This window comes from Neobacillus niacini (assembly GCF_023715415.1).
Classification (GTDB): Bacteria; Bacillota; Bacilli; order Bacillales; family Cytobacillaceae; genus Neobacillus; species Neobacillus niacini_C.
Window position 1 is genome coordinate 158,755 of the sequence record NZ_JAMBOB010000009.1, and the last position, 24,808, is coordinate 183,562.

Genomic DNA, 24,808 nt, shown 5'->3' on the forward strand with positions numbered 1-24,808 from the left:
TTTAAATAGAGAGAAGGGATGAGTATTTTTAAGGGGTTTAGAATATATATAGTTTTACAGTAGCCCATGGCTATAGAGCAGGAAATTTTTGAAAAGGGAGAGGTGAAGGCTTGGGTATAAATAGTGAGGAAGTAAATCAAATGAACAGGAAGGAGTTTATACAAAAGGTAGGCTGGGTGTTTGAACACTCACCGTGGGTGACTTCCGCAGCTTGGGAGAATGGGCCGTTTGAATCGCATGATCACCTTTTACAAACGATGATTAAAATTGTTCAAAATGCAGAGGAACCTATGAAGTTAGCTTTACTTCGCGCACATCCAGACTTAGGATCTAGATTGCAAATGTCAGAGGTCTCCCAGAAAGAACAAGCTGTAGCCGGGCTTGATCAGCTTACAATGGAGGAATTTGAGGAGTTTGTTTCCCTTAATCAGCAATATGTCCAGAAATTTAATTTTCCCTTTATTCTGGCTGTGAAGGGTCAAAGTAAAGAAAGTATTCTTGCTGCCATGAAACAAAGGATTCATCATGCTTACCATGAAGAGTTTACCATAGCGTTACATGAAGTCTATAAAATCGCTGGCTTCCGGTTGAATGATATTTTCAAAAGTTAATAGAGTTTGTCCTTTTAGATGCAATGGGAGTGACCGAAGGGGAGAAAAAGCAGGGCTTACGGTCAATGCAGAGTGTCTGGAGTGACCGAAGCAAAGAAAAAGCAGGGCTTACGGTCAATGCAGAGTGTCTGGAGTGACCGAAGCAAAGAAAAAGCAGGGCTTACGGTCAATGCAGAGTGCCTGGAGTGACCGAAGCAAAGAAAAAGCAGGACTTACGGTAAATGCAGAGCTACCATAATCTATTTTTTCCAAGCCTGCAAAAAAAGCTAAAGGAGGCTACTGCTATGAAAAGAACGATGAGCTACGGAAAAGCGGATGTTTGGGTTTATCGCACCTACGCTAAACCATTAACGGGAGTCCGCGCTATTCCAGAGTCCACCTTCTCCGGCCGAAAAAACATCCTGTTTGGTATGAATGTAAAAGTCGCTGTAGAAGGTGAAGCATTTTTTTCTTCATTTAAAGATGGCGATAACACTTTAGTAGTCGCAACCGATTCAATGAAAAACTTCATCCTCAAGCATGCAGGAGATTATCAGGGTGCAACACAAGAGGGATTCCTTGAATTTGTCGCCCATCGCTTTCTTGAAACCTATTCCCATATGACAGGCGTCAGCATCTCAGGAGAACAAATTTCCTTCGAAGAGCTTCCTGTTCCCACAAATGGAACCTTTGAACCAAGTCCGCTCGTATTCCGTTATTCTTTAAATGAACAGGCCGGTGCCTCTGTTGAGGTGAAACGTAATAAAAACGAAACCACCACTACCAATCAAGTAAGCAGTTTAAAGGGTCTGAAATTGATTAAGGTAAAGGGGAGCTCGTTCTTCGGCTACGTGAAGGATGAGTATACGACATTACCTGAATCCTTTGATCGCCCGCTGTTTATCTTTTTAAATATTGATTGGCGTTACAACGATCTTGAGGATGCAAGAGGAAATACAGCTGATGGATATGTGGCCGCAGAACAGGTACGAGATATAGCTTACACCGTCTTTCATGAGGAAAACTCACCTTCCATCCAAAATCTGATTTACCGAATTGGTACAAGAATCCTAGAACGCTTTCCACAGTTAACAGAGGTACGTTTCGAATCAAACAACCGGACTTGGGAAACGATTTTAGATGAAATTCCTGCCTCACAAGAAGGAAAAGTATTTACTGAACCACGTCCTCCATACGGTTTCCAATGTTTTTCAATGAACCGTGATGACCTCAAGGAGGACCCGAGTAAATGACAGGAAAGCTGACAACACATATCCTCGACATCAGTATTGGAAAGCCAGCAAACGGTGTGTTAGTGGAGTTAGTGCGTGTTTGTCCAAATAAAAAGATAGAAATCATCCGTTCTGCCTATACGAATGAAGATGGAAGATTAAATCACCCCCTTTTAGAGGGAGATTCTATGAAAAAGGGAATCTACGAGCTTCATTTTTATATAGGAGACTATTACCGAAATCGAGGAGCATCCACTGAAGATCCCTCGTTCCTAGACTGTGTGCCCGTTCGTTTTGGTATTTCAGAACAATATTCCCATTATCATGTGCCGCTTTTAATCTCACCAGGAGGCTACAGTACCTACCGAGGGAGTTAGGAGGAAAAATGAAAACAGAACTTTGGGTGAAAAACGGATATGTTTTTACGAGTGAAGGTTTTCGGTTTGCTAGTATAAAAATTAAAAATGGGAAAATAGAGGCTCTACAGGATTGTGAAATCGAACCACAAAAAGAATACGAGAATAATATGATTGATGCAGGTGGTTGTTTAGTGGTACCAGGATTTATCGATGCCCATGTCCATTTTAACGATCCGGGCCGGACGGATTGGGAAGGAATCGAGACCGGCAGCAAAGCCGCCGCCATTGGTGGCACTACTACTATTTTTGATATGCCCCTGAATTGTTATCCGTCCGTGAAAAACATGGTCAATTTACAAAATAAAAGAGATTATCTAAACTCTAATTCTTATATTGACTATGCACTGTGGGGTGGAATGACGGGTCATAACGTTCAAGATAAAGCAGAACTAACCCAAATGTCTGAGGGAATTATCGGGTGGAAGGCATTTATGTCAGATAGCGGCATCGCTGATTTTCCATATGTTGCACCAGCGCAATTAACACAGGCTATGAAGATTGCCGCAGAACAAAATAAAATCCTCGCTCTTCATGCAGAATGGCAGGAAGAGATTAATAGTCTTACCATCTTCTATAAAAATCAAAATAACATAAATGAGCGAATGGCCTTTCTCGCCAGCCGGCCCATATCTGCAGAAGAACAGGCTGTAAACACTGCACTAGAGTTAGCTGCAAAATATGGGACGGCCATCCATTTCGTTCATATTAGTTCACCAAAAGTAGTTGAACGAATTCAACAGGCTAAGAAAAGTGGAATGAACGTTACCGTAGAAACCTGCCCCCATTATTTAATTTTTGATGAAGAGGATTTTCTTAAAACGGGTGCCATCCTCAAATGTGCACCGCCTCTCCGACCGCGGGAAGACGTAGAAGGGCTATGGGAATGTATCTCAAATGGCTGGATTGATACAATTGGCTCCGATCACTCGCCATGTCTTTACTCCATGAAAAACACTACGTCCATTTGGGAGGCGTGGGGTGGAATTCAGGGGGTGCAATTTACCTGGCTTGCATTACTAGACGAGGCATTAAAAAGAAGGATTCCTCTCAAAAAGGTCCTTCCCTTAGGGGCAGAAAATGTTGCAGAGCGGTTTGGTATATCTGAAAAAAAGGGAAGCATTCAACCTGGATTGGATGCGGATTTAGTCTTGATTTCATTGGATGAAACAACGGTTGTCGACCAGCCTTCGATTGCTTTTCGAAATAAATATTCTCCCTATGAAAATAGAACTTTTTTGTTAAAAGTAAAAAAGACTATTTTGCGAGGAAAAGTAATTTATGATGATCAAACTGGGGTAACGGAAGAAAAGTATGGTCAGTATATTCAGCCAAGGAAGTGAGATTATGGGTCAATACCCCATTAAGATAGACGAAGCAATTGAATGGTTGGCTTCATTTGGGGGAGAGCAAGATGGAGGGGTAACTCGAACACTTTACTCCCAGCCTTGGAAAGAAGCCCAGCAAGCCTTAAAGGGCTGGATGGAGGAAGTGGGGCTGCTAACAAATTATGATTCTATTGGAAATTTATTTGGAAGATTGCCTTCACCGCATCACAATGCCAAGACAATCCTTATTGGATCACATGTTGATACCGTTAAATCTGGTGGTAAATATGATGGCGCTTATGGAATTATTGCAGGGGTACTGGCATTAAAGTATTTAAAAAAACAGTTTGGGCAGCCGGCCATTCACCTTGAGGTGGTTTCTTTTTGCGAAGAGGAGGGGAGCCGCTTTCCGTTGGCATTGTGGGGTTCAGGCATGATGACTGGTCTATATTCTTTTAACGATAGTGTGGATATGAAGGATTCAGAGGGAATTAGCTTTGAAACCGCCATGATGGCTGCTGGATTTGGAAATTCTGAATACAGGGTCCGAAAGGATATTCAAACCTTTATTGAACTACATATCGAGCAAGGACCCACCCTTGAAAAAGTAGAAAAATCCATTGGCATAGTAAAAGCGATTGTCGGTCAAAAACGGTATCGGGTTACGGTAAAGGGTGAATCTAACCATGTTGGTACCACCTCAATGAAATGGAGAAGAGACGCTCTTCATGGGGCAGTAAACATGATTCATGACTTATATGAAAGTGTGAAGGAATACGACGAAGATCTGGTAACAAGTGTGGGGCAGTTATTTGTGGAGCCCAATGTACCTAATGTGATACCCAATCAAGTTCAGTTTACAGTTGACGCCAGACATCCTAATGAATCGGTTTTAGATTCATTTTGTCAGCAATTCACACAAATGTTTCAAGAACATGCCAAAAAACTCGACTTGGATATCGAAGTAGAGATGTGGCATGAAGTTCACCCTGCCCAGATGGATAGTGGGCTTAATGAAATCATCCAAAGTATCTGCACTCGAAGCACGATTTCCTCCCATTGGATGAATAGTGGTGCGGGGCATGACGCCCAGCTTTTTGCACAGGTTTGCCCTACCACCATTCTATTTGTACCAAGTCAGGGCGGAATAAGTCATTCACCACTCGAGTATACTTCGCCCAAAGACTTAGAAACAGGTTTAGAGGTACTTATACAATTATTACATCAATTAGCGTACTAGCACAGAGGAGGTTTTTTTTTGAATCAGGATAAAGCAAAAATGGTGCAGTGGATAGAGGAACATGAGGAAGGTTTAATCTCTTTTTTAAAAAAATTGGTTCAAACAGCTTCAGATAATCCTGCTGGCGATTGTATACCGATAGCCAGAGTTTTAGAGAAGCAGCTTTACGGACTTGGGTTTGAGAATGTATCTCTTCTTGAAGTAGACGAAGAAAGCGTTAAAGCAAATGGGATGATTAGTATGGCCAACGTCCTTGTCACCACCGTATTTGGTGAAGGGACAAATGTTGTGTTAAACGCCCACGGAGATGTGGTACCTCCTGGATTAGGGTGGAGTGTCGACCCATATGGAGGGGAAATTATTGATGGAAAAATGTATGGGAGAGGAGTGGCTGTGTCAAAGTCTGATATTGCTGCTTATACCTACGCTGTACTTGCATTAAATCAGGTCCAAGAAAAGCTTTCTGGAAGGGTGGACCTGGCATTTACCTTTGATGAAGAGACTGGAGGAGAAATAGGTCCAAAATGGCTGATTGACCAAGGTTATATCAAGCCTGATCAAGCCATAGTAGCAGGTTTTTCCTATTCGGCTGTTAACGCTCATAATGGCTGTTTACATTTTGAAATCAAAACAACCGGAAAGTCCGCACATGCTGCCCTGCCACATACAGGGATTGATGCGATTGAGGCGACGTCTAAAATCGTAAATGCTTTATATGATTATCGGAAAACACTTGCAGGAAAAAAATCATCGATACCAGGCATTGATTTTCCGACCTTGAATGTGGGACTCATTTCGGGAGGCATTAATACCAATGTAGTTCCTGATGAATGCATGATTAGAGTAGACCGTCGATTAATCCCTGAAGAGGACTTTGTTACTGCAGAAGCTGAGTTTAGAGAACTCGTACAACAGGCAGTATCAGACATCCCAGGGATAAAAGTTGAAATAAGGAAAGTCCTCCATGCAAAAAGCTTTGGTCCCGTTCAAGAGGAAACTCCATTAGTTCAATCTTTGGCAGATAACTGGAAGTCGATTTTAAAAGAGGAAGGAGAGTTACCGGTCCACGGAGTCCCGTTATATACAGATGCCCGCCACTTCTTTGCAGCGGGAATTCCTACGATTATGTTCGGAGTGGGGCCAAAAGTGTTAGAAGAGGCAAATGGGCACCGGGCAGATGAAAATATCCGACTTTCTGACCTGCAGGCAGCTACCAAAATCATCGCCTGTACCCTCTATGATTTATTAGCGGAAAAATAAATGAAAAGAGCCAACCGGTTGGCTCTTTGATTTCGGCTTTGTTACAACTGAATGTTGATTTCACTGTGTTTGGAAAATAAGCGGAGAATTTCCGATTAAATTGGGATATAGCCATATTTCCTTAAAAATAAGCGGACTTTTTCCGCTTATTGTATACAAATCCTCGGATTTTGTCTAATTTAAGGCAGTTAACCGGAATATCTCCGCTTATATCTGCTTCTTAAGGTTCCTTTATTCCATTACCCGGAAATTCTCCGCCTATGAATTCTCATAAGAACGGGAAAAACCACAATGAATAAAACTGAGACTTGATTTAAAAAGTATGTGCTAAATCTTTCGCACGTGCGATGGCATTTTCTTTGATTTCCTGCGCTTTATCAGGCATAGCGTTATGACCCTCAACAAATAGTCCTTCAAAAGAAGGGACTCCATAGAATTGCATCATAATATCGAGGTAGCGATGACCCATTTCCATGGCTGCCGCAGGTCCTTCGGAATAGATACCGCCACGGGCTTGAATATGTAAAGCCTTCTTGTCTGTTAACAGGCCAATTGGACCTTTTTCCGTATACCTGAAGGTTTTTCCTGCAACCGATACGGCATCTAAATAGGCCTTCATAACAGGCGGGAAGGAGAAATTCCATAATGGTGTGACAAAAATATATTTATCTGCAGAAATAAATTGCTCACAAATCTCAGAAAGTCTGCCAACCTTTGTCTTTTCCTCCGCTGATAGCTGGTCAAATTCTGTACCTGAACGAAGTTTTCCCCAGCCGCTAAAGACATCTACATCAATTTGTGGAACATCAACTTTGTAAAGATCAACATCAATAATTTCATGAGTAGGATTCACTTCTTTATAGGTATCAATAAATGCTTTTCCTACTGCCATACTATAGGACTGAGTATCATCATGAGGATGAGCAGTTATGTACAATACTTTTGTCATTTTCGTATCGGTCCTTTCTATATCTAGCATCATGCATTCTAGTTTGTGCAATGAATGTAAATCTATGCAGATACAAAGACCAATAAACCCAAAAATAAAAGGAATTTGCATCAAAAGCAAACTCCTTTTATTTTTAGTTATTATCGGTGAAGTAAGGGTTTCCACTGATGCTTGCACGCATTTCATCCGTTAATACAAATGCCTCATTTACTGTTGAATTAGCAGTAGAAGTTTCATTGTTTTGGATACTTCCATCATAATGAATTGGTTTATTTGTCATGGGTAAATCCACCTCCGTTATTATATTGTATACATAATTCTACTATTTATTTATCACGATTAATAGGTAATTTATAATATTCTAAATGTTATTTTTACTGGTAATTATTTACTAAGTAAGTGTTAGTTTTTGGTAATGTGCTTTTCCTTCTATAACCTTTCTTCGATATTTATGATAAAATTTTTAAAAAAAGGAGTCGGCTTTATTATGAAATTAATTGATCTCCATTGTGATGCATTACTTAAACTTTCAGAAGGGAAAGGCTCGCTTCGTTTTGCAAATGCAAAGGAATTGCAAACGAATAAAATGAGACTGCATAAAGGGCAGGTCAAGGTTCAGTGCTTTGCCATTTTTATTGAGCCAGACATTCCTTCAGACCAGAAATTTCAAGAAGCACTCGTACAAATCGATTATTTTTACAAGGAAATACTCGGGAAAAACCAAGATATGATTCACATTAAGGAATGGTCAGATTTTGAAAGAATTACTATCGGCCAAATTGGTGCCATGCTGACCCTTGAAGGGGTGGACGCCATCGGCAACGACCTAACGAAACTGAATATCCTTTATCAGCTGGGGGTTCGTTCAGTAGGGTTAACATGGAATAATGCGAATTTGGCTGCAGATGGTGCAGGTGAACCGCGTGGCGGCGGGCTCACACTTTTCGGGAAAGAGATTGTTACGTTTAATAATGAACATCAAATCCTGACAGATATCTCTCATTTAAGTGACAAGGGGATATGGGAGGTTATTGAATTAGCTAAATTTCCTATTGCAAGTCATTCAAACTCACGAACTCTTTGTAACCATCTCCGCAACTTAACTGATGAACAAGCGTCTGCGATGTTTAAAAGAAATGCGATGGTTCATGTTGTCTATTACCCTCCATTCGTAAAGGAAGCTGGAGAGGTGAAAATTTCAGACTTAATAAATCATATTGACCACTTCTGTTCACTAGGCGGTGTGAAGCATATTGGATTAGGTTCTGATTTCGATGGAATCTCTACGTTCATCACCAATTTGGAGGATGCTTCTAAATCCCAGAATCTCATAAATGAATTATTAAAGCACTTTAAAGAGGATGAAGTGAGAGGCTTTGCTTATCAAAACTTCCTCGACCACCGGCCAGGAGTGTTAGGATGAAGGTTAGACAGACAGGAATAAGTGTTGGTATGCTGCCAACAGGTCCCAAAAATTGCATTACTGATGTTACGGACGTAATGGTAGGTCATGTAACACTTGATTATCCGCTTGATGAAGCCGGTAATGATTATGCCTGTACGGGAGTAACCGCGATACTACCACACAAAGGCAATGTATTTAAACAGAAAGTAACCGCTTCGAGCTATGTGATTAATGGCTTTGGAAAAACAACCGGCCTAGTTCAAGTCAATGAATTAGGACAGCTCGAATCACCGATTATGTTAACAAATACGTTTGGAGTACCTGCTGTCACTCAAGGGACTTTAGAATACATGCTGGCGGAGAATCCTGAGATTGGGGAAACAACAGGTACAATTAACATAGTGGTTGGAGAATGCAATGATAGTTACTTGAATTCAATTAGGCAATTTCCAGTTAAACCGGAGCATGCGATTGAAGCGATTAAAAAGGCGTCAGACAACCAGGCTGAGGAAGGTGCTGTTGGTGCTGGAAAAGGGATGGTTTGCTTTGGTTACAAAGGCGGGATTGGTACGTCTTCACGTACCATTGAAGCATACACCATTGGCTGTTTAATCCTTAGTAACTTTGGTAAAAAAGAAGAACATCAAAGATTGCGTTATTCAAAGACCGAGGGGCTGTCGGATACATCAGATGGCTCCATCATCATTGTGCTTGCGACGGATGCTCCTTTAAGTGACAGGCAGCTATTGCGTTTATCAAAACGCTGTGGAATTGGTCTCGGCAGAACAGGCAGTCATTTCAGTCATGGCAGCGGGGATATTGTCATTGCTTTTTCGACAGCTCATAAATCAGAACATTTTACGGAAGAATTAACGGAGCAAAGAATTCAACTCCGTGAGGATCACCTCCTGATGAATCAGCTTTTCACAGGTGCGGCAGAAGCAGCAGAGGAAGCGATTCTTAACTCACTTTCCCAAGCAGTGACCACAAAAGGAAGAGCAGGAAGAGTTGTAAATAATATTACCTTTACGGGCGAGGAATGAACGAAATGTATTTAACCATTAAAGAAACCGCAGAATATTTATCCATGCCAGAATCAAAAATAGAAGAACTAATCAAACAAAAAAAAATCCGAGCCATCCATGACGGACAAGGCTGGATCATCAACAAAGAACAATTCAACACCCACCTAAAACAAATCGAAAAATACAAACACCTAGTCGAAGAAATCCTAAGCGAACCCATACCCGAAGACCACGACATCAAAGATGAGGACTAATTAGAAGCATTATAATATGGTGACAGGCACCGTCCGTGGACAGTGTCCACGTGGAATGGACACTTTTCCGAAAAATTGAAATAGGAGCTGGTTTCTAGTGGGGGAGTTTTTCTTGAAGAGGGTTTATGAACCGTATGATGAGTCTGATGGTTTTCGGATTTTGGTGGATCGATTGTGGCCTCGTGGCATCTCGAAGGAGGCTGCTAGGTTAACGGCTTGGCAGAAGGAGGTCGCTCCTAGTCCTGAGCTTCGTAAGTGGTTTTGCCACAAGCCTGAGTTGTTTGAGGAGTTTCGTGTTAAATACATAGAGGAATTACGTACGGATGAACAGAAGCGGAGGATTATGGATGAATTAATTCAACTGACTTCTGAAGGGAACGTTACTCTCCTTTACGGTGCAAAAGATCCTGTATATAATCATGCGATTGTTTTACGAGAAGAGCTAAACAGAATTATAGATTAAGTAAAAGCATAAAAGAGGAGCTCCGCGATAAAAAGGGGCTCCTCTTTTATTTATATATGCTTTATTTCTTAGAGGATTATTACATAAATTTCTTGAATATGTAGGAGATATAAATAGTTTTTGGGGGTACATAGATTATGAAATTTTATAACTTTAATAAAGAGAGTGGTAAACAGATTACAAAATTTAATTCTGATTTTATTATGACTCGAATAATTCAAACAAATAGTGCTGCTTCTATTGGCTGTATGCATTTAGAGGAAAATGGCTTGATAGGTTATCACCAAGCAGTTGGACCTCAACTATTGTTAATCATAAGTGGAGAAGGTTTGGTTAGTATTGATCGCAAAAAATATTTTAAAGTACAGCCTGGAGACGCTGTGTTTTGGGAAAAAGATGAGTGGCATGAAACGAAGACAACAAAAGGCTTAACGGCTATTGTCATTGAAAGTGGAGAACTAAATCCCTCATCCTTTATGCCAAACATCATTCCGAACTCAAAAGGAGAAAGATAAATATGAAACAAGCACTCTTATTAACTTATGATACTTTTGCTGATTTTGAAGTCATGATTTTATTAACATGTATAGATTCAACGTACCAGATAAATTCTTTTACTGTTGAAAATGAGATAAGACCAATTCAGTCTTGTGCTGGATTTCAGGTTATTCCCCATTTAACGATAGATCAAGTGAACCCTGAGGATTTTGATGTATTAATCATACCTGGCGGCAACCCAGCCCCTCTCCTTGATAACTCAGACCTAAAGAAAATAGTGCAGCATTTTTATAGAAAAAAGAAACAAATTGCAGCAATTTGTGGAGGTCCTGCTATTTTAGGTGCAGCAGGCATACTAGAAGAAGTAAAATATACTGCTTCGTTAGACACTGACGATCCTTTATACAGTCATGTATTAGTTCCAAGAAATCAGGTAAAAGAACATCTTGTTATTGATAAAAATGTAATTACATCGACGGGTTCGAACTATTTAAATTTTGCTGAGGCTGTTCTCAGAAATATGGGTGTTTTTACAGATGATTTGAAAGACCCCCTTGCATATTTTCGGGTCCCATCAATGAGTTAAATAATGAACTGCATACCAACTGGAGTTAATTCTTATTGATACTACATGAGTGAAGGTACCACTGGGAAAACTCCTAAATAAGTCAACACAACTGGGAGTTTTATTATGAAAAATATTATCTTTTTACTCTGTATGATTCTGATACTGTTTGGTACCTATACCGGTATTCGTGGTTCTTCGGCTAGTACAAAGGTCATTAATCTTGTAGCCCTAGGTGATTCCATCACACATGGAGTAGGGGACCCTACAAATGAGGGGTATATAGAAGGAGTTAAAGAAAAATTGGAGGAAGTACATAAAACTCCTATCAAAGTGAGTAACTTCGCTATACCAAGGTATTCTACCGATAAAGTTCTCGAACAACTGCAGGATAAAAAAATCAACGCACAGATAAAAAAGGGTAAATATATCATTCTTTATATCGGAACGAATGATTTTAGAAAGAGTGCTAATTATCAATTTAACCCACTTGATGTAAAAAGAATAAATGATGGTAAAGTAAGATTCACTACCAACCTTACTAAAATTCTTGAAAGTATAAGAAAAAATAATTCTGCAGCTCCTATCTTTGTTCTAGGTTTATATCAACCCTATGTCGAATACGCGAATCGAGAGGAAATTCTAAGCACGATAAAAGATTGGAACGATGAAATTGTCAAAGTGGCGGATCATTTTGATCAAACTTACTTTGTTGCCACCCTGGACCTATTTCAAGAGAAACCAAAAAGTACCTATTTCAGTGATTCCCTACATCCCAATCCGGCTGGATATCAACTAATCGCTGAGCGGGTGTCTGAAACAGTATTAAAAGAACTTAGTTTAAACTAAGGAAAAGGAGTGTATTACAATGATAACACTAAACGAAAAACCCGTTGTAAAAGCAGAAATGCTCATTCGCAAACCCGTTGAGGAAGTATATGAAGCTTTTATCAACCCTGAAATCACTACAAAGTTCTGGTTCACTAAAAGCAGCGGAAGATTGGAAGAGGGTAAAACGATTAGATGGGACTGGGAAATGTATGGTGTTGGGGATGAGTTATATGTTAAGAAATTAGAGCAAAACAAGGTAATTGGAATTGAATGGACCGACGGCACCCAGGTGGAGTGGATATTTACCCCCCGAACAGATAATCAAACCTTTGTCTCCATCACAAACTCAGGCTTTTCTGGCGATGGCGATGAAATGGTAAACCAAGCGGTTGATTCAATGGGAGGATACACAATGGTACTCTCTGGATTAAAGGCGTATCTAGAGCACAACATTCTATTAAATCTTGTAGCCGACAAGGCACCAGATGCGAATGTAAATTGGTAATAGTAATAGGCAGCTAAATCTACATGGATTTAGTCTGCCGTTTTGACTTGATATGAGCAGAGTTAAAAGGGAGTACAGACAATGGTGAACTATATTGAACGTATTAATCAGGTGTACCCTAGCCTTTCTATTAAGGATTGGCAGCTTAATGAAATTGGCCAAAATAATGATGTAGTAATTGTAAATCGAACCATGGTATTCAGATTTCCGAAATACAAAAAGGGGATAGACAGTCTGAAAAAAGAGACTGTGATATTGGAAGCTATTAAGAATAAGGTATCCATTCCGATACCCAATCCTATCTATCAATCTTTTGAAAAATGGGAAGCAGGGAAGGTTTTTGTTGGCTATGAGTTAATCCAAGGGTCTCCACTATGGAAAAAAAGTTTCGCAAGTATTAAAAATGAAGAAGTGTTAAAAAGGCTAGCATCACAGCTTGTTACCTTCCTAATTGAAATACATTCAATTTCTAAAAAAACACTGCCATTAGAGGAAACCAATCCCCGAGAAGAAATGGTCAACCTTTATCAAAGGATACAAAATGAACTGTATCCATTTATGAGGGAAGAATCACAACGACAAATTTCAACTTCTTTTGAAACCTTTCTAGATAGCAAAACATGCTTAAACTTAAACGCCACTTTGATCCATGGTGACTTTGGGGCCACCAATATTTTATGGAATCCTTATACCTATAATATATCGGGGATTATTGATTTTGGCGGCAGTGATATAGGTGACCCCGCCTATGATTTTGCAGGAATCCTATCCAGTTACGGGGAAGATTTTTTTAATAGGTGTTTGAATTTGTATCCAAATAGAACCGAAATAGCTGAACGAGTGAGGTTTTATAGAAGTACATTTGCGTTACAAGAAGCCGTACATGGTGTGGAAAATGACGATATAGAAGCATTTGAAAATGGTATAAAAGCATATAGATAAAAGTCTAAATTGGAGGAGAGACATATGAGGCAAATTATCGCTCTTGGCGGCGGAGGTTTCTCGATGGAACCAGAGAATACATTATTGGACTCTTATATTCTTAAGCAATCAGGTAAAGAAAACCCAAAAATTTGTTTTATTCCCACTGCGAGTGGAGATTCAGAGGATTATATTCAAAAGTTTTATAGTTTTTTCAAAAACCAAAACTGCAGCCCATCACATCTATCATTATTCAGACCGCCGACCAGGGATTTGGAGAGTTTTATTTTGGAGAAGGATATTATTTATGTTGGCGGCGGAAACACAAAGAATCTGTTAGCATTGTGGAAGGATTGGGGATTAGACACTATTTTGAGAAAAGCTTGGAATCAAGGAATCCTTTTAGCGGGGATTAGTGCGGGTTCCATTTGTTGGTTCGAGGAAGGTGTAACGGACTCCTATGGCGAAGGACTTGAGCCACTCAAATGTTTGGGTTTCTTAAAAGGCAGCAATTGTCCACATTATGATGGGGAAGCAGAACGAAGACCGGCTTACCAGAATCTAATTGGCACAAAGAAAATACAGGCAGGAATTGCAGCAGATGATGGTGTTGCTATTCATTACATTGATCAAGAAATAAGTAACATTGTCAGCTCTAGACCAACCAGCAAGGCGTATCGTGTTTCCTACGAAAAAAAAGTGGTAGAAACCGAACTTCAAACAACGTTCTTAAATTCTTATAAATTTGTCTCCAATAGAAACATGTTCATATAGTTCTTAATGCTTACTTTTATACTTTCCTCTGATAAAGAAATAAAGAAAAAATAGGTATAATTCCCTATCCTTTTATGCATTATAAAAGATGTTGCTAGCCCAACATACATATATAAATAGGAGGGAAACAAAATGACCAATAAAAATAACAATCGTAACCAGCCTCATACTGGTGGAAGCAAGGCTGATACGGAATTTGGTGCAGAACAAGGATTAAGTAAGAAAGCAAGAAAACAAGCTGCAAGAGATAATAAAAAGAACTCTTAATTTAAAGTGGAAAACGCATTATATGGGTAACAGATTTTGTTTCCGAGTACAAAATATTAATAATCATTAGGAGAAGGACATCAAATTGCAACAGTTTGATGTCCTTTTTGGTTGTGATTCAGGAAGGATTACCCGCTTTTTTGTTGATTTCCTTATAAGCAAACGGGACAGTTTAGCCAAAAAAAGAGATGTTAATTTTACAACATCTCCTTTACTTATTATTCCGTTTTATTTTTAGACCCTCATTCCTATTTTTAGATATTAAGGATTATTATTAGTAGGCAATACCTACACGTGATTTTATATAATCGTTTGTTTTTATCTGTCTAAATGTAAATTCCGCTGTATCCTGCACAGAAATTTCAACTCCACCCTCTGGCAAAAAATCACTGTCCACACGATATTTTCCTAAACTTTCTCCATCAGGCAAATATGTAGGACAGACAATAGTCCATTCGAGTGTTGATTGTTTAAGCCTATCGTAAACTTTATGATGTTCTTTCGCAGCATGGGTTGACTTGCGCTTTGATTCGCTTGATTGATAACGCAGAGAATTTGGCGTGGTTCTACTTTGTAGGATACCTGCAGTTCCTATAGTTATTATTCGATTAATACTTTCGCTTTCCATAGCCTCGATAATAAGTGGCATACTTTCTGATAGAGTAGTTGTGCCATCAGTATTTAGTGCACTAATAACTACATCAATCCCAAGCATTGCACGTACGATATCATCTTTATTTAAAACATTCCCTTGAATAATGGTTAAATTTTCATTATTTATTTGAATCTTCTCTGGAGTGCGAACTAATACAGTAACCTGATGTCTGTCATGAAGGGCATAAGTAACTATTTGACTTCCAACTCGTCCAGTTGCACCTAAAATTAAAATATTCATAAAAATGAGCCTCCTTTTGCAAATACTACTATTTTACTATAAAAATTATATTATTGTCTTCTTCAACTATCGGGTGCTTTCCTTAAAAAATTGGCTGCAAAAACAGCAGTCTTTTTCTTATTCGATTAACGAGGTGCGACTAGTAAAACAAGAAATAATAATAAATACACAAAAGAAACACCGTGCTAATTACGGTGTCTTTTTGTGTGCAATTTAACCTTTATTTCCAAACTATTTAAGTTTTGTACTTCAAAACAAAATCCGTTACGTCCAATTGGCGATTTTCTATTTCATATAACAAAGTAAAACACGCATAAGAAGTGTGACAAACTCCCAAGCATGATAAAGATGTGGAAGATCTCATGAAAGCCCATGAATTTGGATTGAAGAAATTTTGGCTTTGCCCCATAAATAACTCCACCGATTGTATAAAAAATACCTCCGAGTATTAATAAAAATAGCCCCAACCTATCCATGCTTCCTGCTAATGGCGAGAACACAAACACAATCATCCAGCCCATAACAAGATACAAGGCAGTAGAAATCCAACGCGGACAATTAAACCAGACCATCTTAAAAACAACCCCGCTTAAAGCCACCGCTGCAATAATCGAAAATAGAATATTGCCAGTCGTTCCATTTAAACTGATAAAGCAAAAAGGCGTATAGGTCCCGGCAATTAAAATAAAAATCATCGAATGATCTAAACGCCTTAAAAAGGCAATCACATGATCTCTAGCTATTACCATATGGTAGGTGGCAGAAGCAGAATAGAGAAGTATCATGCTGACTCCGAAAATGATGACGGCAGTAATAGCCATCTTTGATGAGGTCGTACTCGAAACTTTGATTACCATTGCAAGAAGCCCTACAAACGATAACAGCGCTCCAGTTAAATGAGTTAGTCCATTAATTGGTTCCCGAATAAAATTGCTCATATAATACCTCCTAATTACATGATGTAGTTTTTATAACTACTTATAATAATACTCGTAATACAATACCTAGTCAATGTGGAAATGTTACGATATAATGTTATTCAGATACTATTTGGAAAGAGGTTTATTAGTATGGAAAAAATCCGTGAAATTATTGAACAGCTTGGTCTTCATAGCAACTTGACACTAGATGAAATTCCGAATATTGATTTATATATGGACCAAGTCATTCAGTTATTTGAAAACAAATTTAGAGATTCAAAGCGAAATGATGAGGAAAAGGTTCTTACCAAAACGATGATTAATAATTATGCAAAAGGAAAGCTAATCTTTCCAATAAAAAACAAGAAGTACTCAAAAGAGCATTTGATTTTGATGAGTTTAATTTATCAGTTAAAAGGGGCTCTTTCAATTAACGATATTCAGACAACACTGGATGGGTTAAATAAAAGGATTATAAAAGAAGATATCGAGTTAGAATCTTTCTACAATAGTTATTTAAACCTATCACAAAAAAATGTGGCTGACTTTAATGAGGATATAAATGAGCGGGTAATGGATGTTAATGAAGAAGTATCAAAAATGGAAGACCAAAACGCTCCCTACCTTGAACAAGTACTTATGATTTCTTCACTTGTACATATGAGTAATTTGTATCGAAAGGTAGCAGAAAAGCTGGTAGACGAAATCGTTATAGAAAAGGACGGAAAGCGGCACCGTTGATTGACAGTATTAAATCAGCGGTGCCACTTTAATGAATTTTGTTGTTGGATATTTTTTTCAAAATTTATAAAAATGGTGAAAATTATTTACAGGAAAATTTAGTTATGTTATATTTAACTTGTAAACGTTACCATTAAAATTCATTCCAGGTGGGGAAGAAAAATGAAATTAGATAAATTTAAAGGGATTATTCCTGCATTTTATGCTTGCTATGATGATTTAGGAGAAATTTCGGAGGACAGAACAAAAGACCTTTGTAATTATCTGTATGAAAAAGGGGTAAAAGGTTTATACGTAGGAGGCAGTTCGGGCGAATGTATTTACCAAAACCTTGAGGAGAGAAAAGCGACATTAAAATATGTTTCAGAAACACTAAAAGGGAAACTTACTTTAATTGCTCACGTTGGTGCACCATCAACTAGAGAAAGTAGAATTTTAGCGAAATATGCCGAGGAGCTGGGCTATGATGCATTATCAGCTATTCCGCCAATCTATTTTAAGCTTCCTGAAAGCTCCATCTATAAGTATTGGACGGAGATTATAGAATCAACTGAACTTCCGTTTATTATTTATAACATCCCGCAAACCACAGGATACAATCTGTCTATTAATCTATTTAAGAAACTACTAGACAATAAAAAAGTAATTGGAGTTAAAAATTCCTCTATGCCTGTAATGGATATTGAACGCTTTAAAGCTGCAGGCGGCGAAGATTTTATCGTATTTAATGGTCCTGATGAACAATATGTTTCTGGAAGAATAATTGGTGCTGATAGCGGAATCGGTGGTACCTATGCATCAATGCCAGAGCTATTCCTAAAAGCAGAAGAGTTTGTCGCTTCTGGAAATTTTGAACAAGCAGGAAAAATCCAAAGAGATATTAACGATATCATTATTGCTTTATGTTCACTTAATGGAAGTATGTACTCTGTAATTAAGGAAATCTTACAATTACGAGGAGTAAATGTTGGAAGTGTTAGAGGTCCACTAGAGCCAGTACACGGTGAAGATTTAAACAAGATTGAGGGAATTAAAAAGTTAATTGATTCGGCCATTCATAAATATGGAAGGTAATGAAAGAAATGAAGAGAAGAATTGTCTGCTTTGGAGATTCAAATACTTGGGGTTATGACGCAAAAACGATGGAGAGATTTCCTGAGGGAGTTAGATGGACCAATCTTTTAGCTGAACTTTTAGGAGATGAGTTTCAAGTCGTTGAAGAAGGACTTTCAGGCAGAACTAGTGTTGTAGATGATCCGCTTTTTGAAGGATTAAATGCATTTACCTATATTCATCCATGTTTAATGAGTCATGCACCTCTAGAACTCGTTATTATCATGCTTGGTACAAATGACACGAAAGAAAGATTTAATCTTACTTCTTATAATATCGCTCAAGGGATTGCCAGGCTTTCACTTAAAGCGAAAAATACACCTGCTGGGATAAAAGGCAGCACTCCAAAGGTGTTAGTCATTGCACCTCCCCCAATCGGTAAAGAGTACTATGAAACTAGCATAGGAAACTCAATGGGGAAAAATTGTGATATAAAATCAGTAGAAATGCCTGCGTATTTAAATGAGCTACTTAAAGTTCAAGGTACGGAATTCCTAGATACCAAGGGGTCCGTTTTCATGAATACCATTGATTACATGCATCTTGATGAGGAAGGTCACAGGCTTTTATCAAAGCTTGTCTTCAATAAAATAAAAAATATTTTATAAAGGGGAGAAATCAATGTTTAAAAAACGTTTTCTAGCATTGACAGCAGCTGTCGTACTGGTACTTTCCATTCTTGCTGGGTGTACAGGAAAAGACCCTGTCAAATCAAATGGTGAATCAAAATCAAAAGATCAGGTGGAAATATCAGTTTGGCTAACACCTCAGTGGAAAGGGGTTATGGACCCTTCTGAAGAAGGAGCGGACTACGACAGTTTCTTCAAATATGCTGCTGAGAAATTTTCAAAACAGTATAAGGACCATGATGTAAAGGTGAACGTTCAAGTTGTTGCAGGAGATCAAAGGGATGAACTGTTAAACGTTAACCTTAATGGAGGAACTCCTCCAGATATTTTCTTCGAAAGCGTTTTCGCAATGGGAGACTACGCACATAGAGGCGCACTCGTACCATTAAATGACATCGTGGATGATGAAGCGAAGAAAGATATTACACAAAATTACTGGGAAAATGTAACTTTCGGTGACGATGTTTATTTCTATCCATTCTCACATATGCCAGGTACTTTAGCCTATAATGCGGATATGTTCAAGGCTGCAGGTCTTGAGGAGTATCTTGGCGGCGAAAATGAAATAAAAACCTGGTCTCTAGCAGACTATGAAAAAATTCTTAAGACTTTAAAAACAGACCTGCCAAAAGATAAATATTCGAATGCATTTCCAATGGCATTGTACGCCCTAAATAATCAGGCAGATACTTGGAACCTTGCTTATTTAAGAATGTTTGGCAATGAGTTCTTTGATGGCAAAGGAAACCTTGTAATTGATGATGCAAAAGGTGAGAAGGCGGCTGAATGGTTAAAGAAGATTTATAAAGATGGATTAACGAATCCTGGTGTTGAATCAGTATCTTCAAACGATGTAAATGCTATGTTCCAGAATCAGCAGCTTGCAATCAGCTTCACAAACTCAGTTTTATTTAACAATGCAAAAGCGGATATGGAAAGCGGTAAGACGCCAAAGTTTGATTTAAGACTGGCTAACATCCCATCTGAAAGTGGAGACCCTTTGACTTTCACTTATGTAACGGGTGCAGCAGTGTTTAATACGGAAGATGAAACGAGAATGAAAGTTAGTAAGGATTTTGTGAAATTCTTCTCGACTGATCCTGAATTAGTAAAAGCTTCAAAAAATGGTGTTCCGGTTAGAACATCTGTGGCTGAAGAATTCAAGGCAGAAAAGCCTTTATTCGAAGCATACGATAAAAATGCTCAGTATATGTTTAACTTCACAGGAAACGTCCCTGGATACAGCCAATTAAGACAAGTTCTATATCCAGAACTTCAAGCCCTATATACTGGACAAAAGTCAGCAGCAGAGGCTGTTAAGAGTTATCAAGAAAGTGGTAATAAAGTGATTGAAGAGTCAAAAGCAAATTCAGTAATTTTTAATAAATAAACCCTGCATGCAATGACTTATGGCTTTCTAAAGCCTTGGAAAATGGGGTTTTAGAAAGCCATAGAAAGGTAAGGGAAAACCAATGAGAATCAAAAGGGAATCCATTAAAGAAAATTTAACCGGATATTTGTTTATAGCACCACAGTTATTGCTTTTTCTAGTATTTGTTGTGTATCCAATTATTGAAGGAATCAGGCTAAGTTTATATCGAATCAATTACCAATCAGAAACTTTTATTGGTTTTGAAAACTATAACAGATTATTTGCAGATCCTGTATTTGTTAAATCTACTATTAACACAGTTGTTTTTGTCGTATTTATTGTCGCATTAACCGTAATCTTCGCCTTGTTCGTTTCATCAGCAATTTTTGATAAAAATGCAAAATACGTGTCCTTTATTAGGGGCAGTTATTATATTCCCGTTATGGTTTCAATGGTTGTCATGAGTATGGTATGGAGCTTTCTCTTAAATCCAGCCAATGGACTTATCCCGTATGCAGCAAGGCAGTTGGAATTAACATCAGTTAACTTTTTAGGTGATACAAATCTTGTGCTGCCCGTTATTATTTTTGTTACTTTTGCAACCAACGTAGGCTCGGCAATCATTCTTTACGTAGCATCGATGATTGGGGTACCGAAGGATATTTTTGAAGCAGCGGAGATTGATGGCGCAAGCAGGCTAGAAATTATATTTAAAATCCTTATCCCAATGGTTAAGCCTACCACAATCTACATTATTATCATGAACATTATTGCTGTGTTGAAGATATTTGTTGTCATTCAGCTATTAACAGGCGGCGGACCGAACAATGCGTCTACAACACTGATGTATTTCTTATATAATAACGCCTTTAAATACAATCAACTTGGTACAGCCTCTGCTGTTGGTGTAATCATGTTCTTAATTGCACTAGTATTATCTATTCCACAGTTAAGAGCTATGTTTAAGAAGGATTAGGGGATGATGGGTATGTTTCGAAAAGGAAATAAAAATAAGAAAAAGAAAGAAAAAATTGACATCATATTGAATGGTCTAGTAATTTTCTTTGCTGTGCTTAACCTGTTCCCACTTTACTGGCTGTTTACAAGTTCATTAAAGAACAGCTCGGATGTTGTAAAAATGCCGCCGGATTGGTTTCCAAAGACAATTACCTTTAGCAACTATGTGGATGTATTTAATAATCAGCCAGCATTTAGATGGGCGTTTAATAGTATTTTTGTTTCTCTAGTCTCTACTATTGCTCTAATTATTGTAAGCTGTCTTGCTGCTTATGCTTTTTCAAAGCTTAAGTTTAAAGGGAAGAATGTTATTTTCATTATTTTCATTTCAAGTCTAATGGTTCCAAAAGAAGTTATGATTGTTCCTTTATTTAGGATCATACAAGATTTAGGGATGGTAAATAGTCTTAATGGTATGATATGGCCGAATGTGGCTACAGCGTTTGGAGTATTTATGCTGAAAGGTTTCTTTGACAGCATTCCAGATTCATTAAGGGAATCGGCAAGAATTGACGGAGCTAGTGAATTTACTGTTTTCTATAGAATTATGGTTCCAATGGTGAAACCGGGTATAGGTGCTTTATTTATATTAAATTTTGTTCAAGTTTGGAATGACTATTTATGGCAATTAGTTGTCGGCCAAGATGAGAATTCGAAAACTTTGATGGTAGGTATTGCAACATTAATGCAAGACTTAAATCCAAACTTTGCTTATAAGATGGCAGGAGCTACAGTAGCTGCTGTTCCAATGCTTCTTATCTTTATTTTCTTCCAAAAGTACTTTACTAGTGGAATCTCGATTGGAGCAGTCAAAGAATAAATTTTCAGCTTGGAGATGCTTTTATATGAATAACCAAGATAAAATATTTGAACAAATCAAAGGAAAACTAATTGTTTCCTGCCAAGCCCTTCCTGAGGAACCGCTTCATAGCCCTTCTATAATGGGGAGAATGGCTTATGCTGCAATGCTCGGAGGAGCTTGTGGTATTAGAGCAAATAGTGTAGAAGACATAAGAGAAATCAAAAAGACAGTTGATTTACCGATTATCGGTATCATTAAACGTGTTTATGAAGGATCAGAAGTTTTTATCACTCCGACTATGGAAGAAATTGACCTTCTCTATAAAGAAGGAGTCGATATTATTGCATTAGACGCTACCAACAGAGTTAGACCAGATGGTAAGTTCATAAGTGAAGTATTTCCAATGATAAAACAAAAGTATAATGACCAAATTTTTATGGCAGATTGTTCAACTTATGAAGAAGCTCAATTAGCCTATGAATTAGGATTTGATTGTATTGGTACAACGTTAAGCGGATATACCGAATACACGCTTGGCAGGCATTTACCTGATGTAGTATTAATTGAAAGAATCGTTAAGGATATTAATGTTCCGGTTATTGCTGAAGGTGGTATTTGGACTCCAGAGGACCTTAAGACTGTTTTTGATCGAGGAGTTCATACCGCAGTTGTTGGAACTGCAATCACAAGACCCATGGAAATTACGAAGAGATTTATTAATGCGATAAAATGAATGGTAAAACTTTTAACAAATAAATCCCCGAGTTTTCTCGTGGGATTTATGCCGCCTATGGTGGTTACGTAAAGGGTGAGTGAAGTGAAAATATTAGCTGTAGATATCGGAGGAACATCCATAAAGCTTGGTATCTCTGATGAAAAGGGAAATATGGAGTTATTTAGAGAAGTTGATACGGAAAGTAAAAAAGGCGGAAAGCATGTAGTTGAAAAACTAATTAAAGTAATCGGAGAATTCGAAGGATTTGATGCTATCGGCATAAGTACTGCTGGACAGGTTGATAGTAAGGAAGGGTATATTATTTATGCCAATGAAAATATACCAGACTATACCGGCACTAGATTAAAGGAAATAGTAGAGGGAAGATTCAAGGTTCCTGTTAAAATAGAAAATGACGTAAATGCAGCTGCTTTAGGTGAAGAGTATTTTGGTGCAGGCAAGGAATTTAAGGACTTTCTTTGTTTAACCTTTGGAACAGGCATTGGCGGTGCCATCGTTATAAATTCCAAAATATATAAAGGCCATAATGGTGTTGCGGCTGAATTTGGGCATATCATTACCCACCCATTAGGAAATACCTGTAATTGCGGCGGCAAAGGTTGTTATGAAACATATGCTTCGACAACAGCCTTGGTACGGAAGGCGAAAGAAATTGATCCTGATTGTATAAATGGCAAAGTTATCTTTGAAAAAATAAATCAAGGAAATATCAGATTAGCAAGTATTGTTAATGATTGGGTTTTTGAAGCAGCATTGGGTATTGCCTCCTTAATTCATATATTCAACCCACCAGCGATTATTATTGGCGGCGGAGTGATGGAACAGGAAAAGCTTGTACACATGGTTTCAAGTAAAGTAAAAGAGCTTACAATGGAAAGTTTTTCTGACGTGAAAATAATGAAGGCTTCCCTTGGAAATAAAGCTGGGATTCTGGGTGCAGTCTCACTGCATTTAAGAAGTGGATACTAGGAGGTGCTTAATGGAAAAAGTAGATATATTTTCACTTATCCGTTCAAGATATAATGCATTTACGAATACAGAAAAGAAAGTAGCTGATTACATCCTCGATCATATGAAGGATGTTATCTATATGTCCATCACTGACCTAGCTGATGCTTGTCAGGTTGGAGAATCTAGCGTATTTAGGTTTTGTAAAACAATGAAACTAAAAGGCTATCAGGAGTTTAAAATTGCCCTGGCACACAGCATATCACATGGTGAAGAAACGAACCAGATTTCAGGACATATAACGTTGGAGGATACGATAGGAGAAGTATCCTCAAAGATATTATCTACAAACGTCAGCGCGCTTACAGAAACATTTAACCTGATAAATGAAGCTGATATTTCTATTGCAGTCGATAGGATGATTCAGGCCGAAAGAATTTATTTCTTTGGAGTAGGTTCTTCTTTAATGACGGCTATGGAAGCAAAAAATAAGTTTATTAGGATTATCAATAAAACAGAGTGTTCTTTAGATCCTCATCTACAAATTATGTCGGCTGCCTTGATGACAGAAAAGGATGTTGCTGTAGTAATATCGTATTCGGGTTCGACAAAAGATACCATTGCAGTAGCAAAGGTTGCAAAAGAAAGAGGAGCAATGGTCATCGCTATCACTCGATTTGCAAAATCGCCTTTGACCAATAACGCTGATATTACCTTGCTTTGCGGTGCTAATGAAGGTCCGCTTCAAGGGGGAAGTTTATCTGCTAAGCTAGCCCAGCTCTATCTGTTAGACATCCTCTATATGGAGTATTTTAGGAGGACAAACAAGGAGTCAATTCTGAATAAAGAAAGTACGGCAAATGCAGTTATTGAGAAGATGCTTTAAGAAAAAACATATTGCTTTGTAAAGAGGGCGCTGAAAATCCAAAAGATTATCAGTGCCCTCTAATTATTAGCACCGTATATGACACCACCAATTGTATAAAAAATTCCCCAAAGTATTAATAAAAATAAACCCTTCGGATCTAACCTACTTTATAGGAGAAAAAGGGGAAAAAAGACAGGGTGAAAAAAATTTTTTTAATCAAATATAGGTAATAAGAATGAAAGTT

General features: G+C 38.1%; 30 protein-coding genes. 26 read left to right on the forward strand and 4 right to left on the reverse strand.

Annotation, left to right across the window (positions count from 1 at the left end; genetic code table 11):
• Positions 1-110 precede the first annotated feature (110 nt).
• The 6 genes from uraD to M3189_RS20925 all read left to right on the forward strand — a co-directional run bounded on the left by uraD (position 111) and on the right by M3189_RS20925 (position 6,066).
• Positions 111-611: a 2-oxo-4-hydroxy-4-carboxy-5-ureidoimidazoline decarboxylase gene (uraD, locus tag M3189_RS20900; protein WP_251637447.1), complete on the forward strand. Its 501-nt coding sequence runs from the start codon at positions 111-113 to the stop codon at positions 609-611.
• 284 nt (positions 612-895) lie between these two features.
• Positions 896-1,843 carry a factor-independent urate hydroxylase gene (gene pucL, locus M3189_RS20905; RefSeq protein ID WP_251637449.1) on the forward strand — a complete coding sequence of 316 codons (948 nt, stop codon included), beginning with the start codon at positions 896-898 and terminating at the stop codon, positions 1,841-1,843.
• On the forward strand, positions 1,840-2,199 hold the full coding sequence (gene uraH / locus M3189_RS20910) for a hydroxyisourate hydrolase (RefSeq protein WP_251637451.1): 360 nt from the start codon (positions 1,840-1,842) through the stop codon (positions 2,197-2,199). Before pucL ends, uraH begins: the two co-directional genes overlap by 4 nt.
• 8 nt (positions 2,200-2,207) lie before the next feature.
• Positions 2,208-3,581 carry an allantoinase AllB gene (allB, locus tag M3189_RS20915; RefSeq protein WP_251637453.1) on the forward strand — a complete coding sequence of 458 codons (1,374 nt, stop codon included), beginning with the start codon at positions 2,208-2,210 and terminating at the stop codon, positions 3,579-3,581.
• 4 nt (positions 3,582-3,585) lie between these two features.
• On the forward strand, positions 3,586-4,806 hold the full coding sequence (locus M3189_RS20920) for a M20 family metallo-hydrolase (protein ID WP_251637455.1): 1,221 nt from the start codon (positions 3,586-3,588) through the stop codon (positions 4,804-4,806).
• Between the two features lie 18 nt (positions 4,807-4,824).
• Positions 4,825-6,066, forward strand: coding sequence for an ArgE/DapE family deacylase (locus M3189_RS20925; RefSeq protein WP_251637457.1), 1,242 nt, complete (start codon positions 4,825-4,827; stop codon positions 6,064-6,066).
• Between the two features lie 313 nt (positions 6,067-6,379).
• Here M3189_RS20925 and M3189_RS20930 read toward each other — a convergent pair whose 3' ends face one another.
• Positions 6,380-7,015: an FMN-dependent NADH-azoreductase gene (locus tag M3189_RS20930; protein WP_251637648.1), complete on the reverse strand. Its 636-nt coding sequence runs from the start codon at positions 7,013-7,015 to the stop codon at positions 6,380-6,382.
• Positions 7,016-7,148: 133 nt separating this feature from the next.
• Positions 7,149-7,295, reverse strand: coding sequence for a hypothetical protein (locus tag M3189_RS20935; protein WP_251637459.1), 147 nt, complete (start codon positions 7,293-7,295; stop codon positions 7,149-7,151).
• A 207-nt stretch (positions 7,296-7,502) separates the two neighbouring features.
• Here M3189_RS20935 and M3189_RS20940 point away from each other — a divergent pair, with 207 nt between their 5' ends.
• The 11 genes from M3189_RS20940 (at position 7,503) to M3189_RS27015 (ending at position 14,523) form a co-directional block, all read left to right on the forward strand.
• Positions 7,503-8,438: a dipeptidase gene (locus tag M3189_RS20940; protein WP_251637461.1), complete on the forward strand. Its 936-nt coding sequence runs from the start codon at positions 7,503-7,505 to the stop codon at positions 8,436-8,438.
• The gene (locus tag M3189_RS20945) at positions 8,435-9,463 is read left to right on the forward strand and encodes a P1 family peptidase (RefSeq protein ID WP_251637463.1); all 1,029 of its coding nucleotides are present in this window, start codon (positions 8,435-8,437) and stop codon (positions 9,461-9,463) included. The genes M3189_RS20940 and M3189_RS20945 overlap by 4 nt, the downstream gene beginning before the upstream one ends.
• A gap of 5 nt (positions 9,464-9,468) precedes the next feature.
• Positions 9,469-9,699 carry an excisionase family DNA-binding protein gene (locus tag M3189_RS20950; RefSeq protein WP_251637650.1) on the forward strand — a complete coding sequence of 77 codons (231 nt, stop codon included), beginning with the start codon at positions 9,469-9,471 and terminating at the stop codon, positions 9,697-9,699.
• Positions 9,700-9,796: 97 nt separating this feature from the next.
• Positions 9,797-10,162 carry a DUF488 domain-containing protein gene (locus M3189_RS20955; protein ID WP_251637465.1) on the forward strand — a complete coding sequence of 122 codons (366 nt, stop codon included), beginning with the start codon at positions 9,797-9,799 and terminating at the stop codon, positions 10,160-10,162.
• Positions 10,163-10,299: 137 nt separating this feature from the next.
• Positions 10,300-10,677, forward strand: a complete 378-nt coding sequence (locus tag M3189_RS20960; RefSeq protein ID WP_251637467.1) for a cupin domain-containing protein — start codon at positions 10,300-10,302, stop codon at positions 10,675-10,677.
• Between the two features lie 2 nt (positions 10,678-10,679).
• Positions 10,680-11,246, forward strand: coding sequence for a DJ-1/PfpI family protein (locus tag M3189_RS20965; RefSeq protein WP_251637469.1), 567 nt, complete (start codon positions 10,680-10,682; stop codon positions 11,244-11,246).
• Positions 11,247-11,351: 105 nt separating this feature from the next.
• A complete protein-coding gene (locus tag M3189_RS20970) occupies positions 11,352-12,074 on the forward strand; it encodes a GDSL-type esterase/lipase family protein (RefSeq protein ID WP_251637471.1) in 723 nt (240 codons plus the stop codon).
• Between the two features lie 19 nt (positions 12,075-12,093).
• On the forward strand, positions 12,094-12,561 hold the full coding sequence (locus tag M3189_RS20975) for an SRPBCC family protein (protein ID WP_251637479.1): 468 nt from the start codon (positions 12,094-12,096) through the stop codon (positions 12,559-12,561).
• Positions 12,562-12,642: 81 nt separating this feature from the next.
• Positions 12,643-13,503, forward strand: coding sequence for a phosphotransferase family protein (locus tag M3189_RS20980; RefSeq protein ID WP_251637480.1), 861 nt, complete (start codon positions 12,643-12,645; stop codon positions 13,501-13,503).
• Between the two features lie 24 nt (positions 13,504-13,527).
• Positions 13,528-14,256: a Type 1 glutamine amidotransferase-like domain-containing protein gene (locus M3189_RS20985; protein ID WP_251637481.1), complete on the forward strand. Its 729-nt coding sequence runs from the start codon at positions 13,528-13,530 to the stop codon at positions 14,254-14,256.
• A 132-nt stretch (positions 14,257-14,388) separates the two neighbouring features.
• On the forward strand, positions 14,389-14,523 hold the full coding sequence (locus tag M3189_RS27015) for a hypothetical protein (protein ID WP_256988982.1): 135 nt from the start codon (positions 14,389-14,391) through the stop codon (positions 14,521-14,523).
• Between the two features lie 274 nt (positions 14,524-14,797).
• Here the strand turns inward: M3189_RS27015 and M3189_RS20990 are convergent, their stop codons facing one another.
• Positions 14,798-15,418, reverse strand: a complete 621-nt coding sequence (locus M3189_RS20990) for an NAD(P)-dependent oxidoreductase (protein WP_251637483.1) — start codon at positions 15,416-15,418, stop codon at positions 14,798-14,800.
• Positions 15,419-15,708: 290 nt separating this feature from the next.
• Positions 15,709-16,356 carry a PAQR family membrane homeostasis protein TrhA gene (gene trhA / locus M3189_RS20995; protein ID WP_251637492.1) on the reverse strand — a complete coding sequence of 216 codons (648 nt, stop codon included), beginning with the start codon at positions 16,354-16,356 and terminating at the stop codon, positions 15,709-15,711.
• Positions 16,357-16,488: 132 nt separating this feature from the next.
• Between trhA and M3189_RS21000 the strand changes: the two genes are divergently transcribed.
• The 9 genes from M3189_RS21000 to M3189_RS21040 all read left to right on the forward strand — a co-directional run bounded on the left by M3189_RS21000 (position 16,489) and on the right by M3189_RS21040 (position 24,582).
• A complete protein-coding gene (locus M3189_RS21000; protein WP_251637494.1) occupies positions 16,489-17,079 on the forward strand; it encodes a DUF1836 domain-containing protein in 591 nt (196 codons plus the stop codon).
• 162 nt (positions 17,080-17,241) lie between these two features.
• Positions 17,242-18,153: a dihydrodipicolinate synthase family protein gene (locus M3189_RS21005; protein ID WP_251637496.1), complete on the forward strand. Its 912-nt coding sequence runs from the start codon at positions 17,242-17,244 to the stop codon at positions 18,151-18,153.
• An 8-nt stretch (positions 18,154-18,161) separates the two neighbouring features.
• Entirely contained in the window at positions 18,162-18,800 is a 639-nt protein-coding gene (locus M3189_RS21010; RefSeq protein ID WP_251637504.1) for a GDSL-type esterase/lipase family protein, read from the forward strand.
• A gap of 13 nt (positions 18,801-18,813) precedes the next feature.
• On the forward strand, positions 18,814-20,211 hold the full coding sequence (locus M3189_RS21015) for an ABC transporter substrate-binding protein (RefSeq protein ID WP_251637512.1): 1,398 nt from the start codon (positions 18,814-18,816) through the stop codon (positions 20,209-20,211).
• Positions 20,212-20,293: 82 nt separating this feature from the next.
• Complete coding sequence (locus tag M3189_RS21020) at positions 20,294-21,169, forward strand: carbohydrate ABC transporter permease (RefSeq protein ID WP_251637514.1); 876 nt, start codon at positions 20,294-20,296, stop codon at positions 21,167-21,169.
• Positions 21,170-21,181: 12 nt separating this feature from the next.
• Positions 21,182-22,030, forward strand: a complete 849-nt coding sequence (locus M3189_RS21025) for a carbohydrate ABC transporter permease (protein ID WP_251637516.1) — start codon at positions 21,182-21,184, stop codon at positions 22,028-22,030.
• A 25-nt stretch (positions 22,031-22,055) separates the two neighbouring features.
• On the forward strand, positions 22,056-22,745 hold the full coding sequence (locus M3189_RS21030) for an N-acetylmannosamine-6-phosphate 2-epimerase (protein ID WP_251637518.1): 690 nt from the start codon (positions 22,056-22,058) through the stop codon (positions 22,743-22,745).
• 75 nt (positions 22,746-22,820) lie between these two features.
• Entirely contained in the window at positions 22,821-23,717 is an 897-nt protein-coding gene (locus M3189_RS21035) for an ROK family protein (protein ID WP_353057464.1), read from the forward strand.
• A 10-nt stretch (positions 23,718-23,727) separates the two neighbouring features.
• Positions 23,728-24,582 carry a MurR/RpiR family transcriptional regulator gene (locus M3189_RS21040; protein WP_251637521.1) on the forward strand — a complete coding sequence of 285 codons (855 nt, stop codon included), beginning with the start codon at positions 23,728-23,730 and terminating at the stop codon, positions 24,580-24,582.
• Positions 24,583-24,808: the final 226 nt, after the last annotated feature.

Bases quoted from the DNA above. Each gene is read 5' to 3' on its own strand.
- allB (WP_251637453.1), top strand. From the start codon at position 2,208: ATGAAAACAGAACTTTGGGTGAAAAACGGATATGTTTTTACGAGTGAA.
- M3189_RS21010 (WP_251637504.1), top strand. From the start codon at position 18,162: ATGAAGAGAAGAATTGTCTGCTTTGGAGATTCAAATACTTGGGGTTAT.
- uraH (WP_251637451.1), top strand. From the start codon at position 1,840: ATGACAGGAAAGCTGACAACACATATCCTCGACATCAGTATTGGAAAG.
- M3189_RS21020 (WP_251637514.1), top strand. From the start codon at position 20,294: ATGAGAATCAAAAGGGAATCCATTAAAGAAAATTTAACCGGATATTTG.
- M3189_RS20965 (WP_251637469.1), top strand. From the start codon at position 10,680: ATGAAACAAGCACTCTTATTAACTTATGATACTTTTGCTGATTTTGAA.
- M3189_RS21040 (WP_251637521.1), top strand. From the start codon at position 23,728: ATGGAAAAAGTAGATATATTTTCACTTATCCGTTCAAGATATAATGCA.
- M3189_RS20940 (WP_251637461.1), top strand. From the start codon at position 7,503: ATGAAATTAATTGATCTCCATTGTGATGCATTACTTAAACTTTCAGAA.
- pucL (WP_251637449.1), top strand. From the start codon at position 896: ATGAAAAGAACGATGAGCTACGGAAAAGCGGATGTTTGGGTTTATCGC.
- M3189_RS20970 (WP_251637471.1), top strand. From the start codon at position 11,352: ATGAAAAATATTATCTTTTTACTCTGTATGATTCTGATACTGTTTGGT.
- M3189_RS20980 (WP_251637480.1), top strand. From the start codon at position 12,643: ATGGTGAACTATATTGAACGTATTAATCAGGTGTACCCTAGCCTTTCT.
- M3189_RS21015 (WP_251637512.1), top strand. From the start codon at position 18,814: ATGTTTAAAAAACGTTTTCTAGCATTGACAGCAGCTGTCGTACTGGTA.
- M3189_RS20930 (WP_251637648.1), bottom strand. From the start codon at position 7,015: ATGACAAAAGTATTGTACATAACTGCTCATCCTCATGATGATACTCAG.
- M3189_RS20985 (WP_251637481.1), top strand. From the start codon at position 13,528: ATGAGGCAAATTATCGCTCTTGGCGGCGGAGGTTTCTCGATGGAACCA.
- M3189_RS21000 (WP_251637494.1), top strand. From the start codon at position 16,489: ATGGAAAAAATCCGTGAAATTATTGAACAGCTTGGTCTTCATAGCAAC.
- M3189_RS27015 (WP_256988982.1), top strand. From the start codon at position 14,389: ATGACCAATAAAAATAACAATCGTAACCAGCCTCATACTGGTGGAAGC.
- M3189_RS20920 (WP_251637455.1), top strand. From the start codon at position 3,586: ATGGGTCAATACCCCATTAAGATAGACGAAGCAATTGAATGGTTGGCT.
- M3189_RS21030 (WP_251637518.1), top strand. From the start codon at position 22,056: ATGAATAACCAAGATAAAATATTTGAACAAATCAAAGGAAAACTAATT.
- M3189_RS21005 (WP_251637496.1), top strand. From the start codon at position 17,242: ATGAAATTAGATAAATTTAAAGGGATTATTCCTGCATTTTATGCTTGC.
- M3189_RS20950 (WP_251637650.1), top strand. From the start codon at position 9,469: ATGTATTTAACCATTAAAGAAACCGCAGAATATTTATCCATGCCAGAA.
- M3189_RS20990 (WP_251637483.1), bottom strand. From the start codon at position 15,418: ATGAATATTTTAATTTTAGGTGCAACTGGACGAGTTGGAAGTCAAATA.
- M3189_RS20945 (WP_251637463.1), top strand. From the start codon at position 8,435: ATGAAGGTTAGACAGACAGGAATAAGTGTTGGTATGCTGCCAACAGGT.
- M3189_RS20960 (WP_251637467.1), top strand. From the start codon at position 10,300: ATGAAATTTTATAACTTTAATAAAGAGAGTGGTAAACAGATTACAAAA.
- trhA (WP_251637492.1), bottom strand. From the start codon at position 16,356: ATGAGCAATTTTATTCGGGAACCAATTAATGGACTAACTCATTTAACT.
- M3189_RS20975 (WP_251637479.1), top strand. From the start codon at position 12,094: ATGATAACACTAAACGAAAAACCCGTTGTAAAAGCAGAAATGCTCATT.
- M3189_RS21025 (WP_251637516.1), top strand. From the start codon at position 21,182: ATGTTTCGAAAAGGAAATAAAAATAAGAAAAAGAAAGAAAAAATTGAC.
- M3189_RS20935 (WP_251637459.1), bottom strand. From the start codon at position 7,295: ATGACAAATAAACCAATTCATTATGATGGAAGTATCCAAAACAATGAA.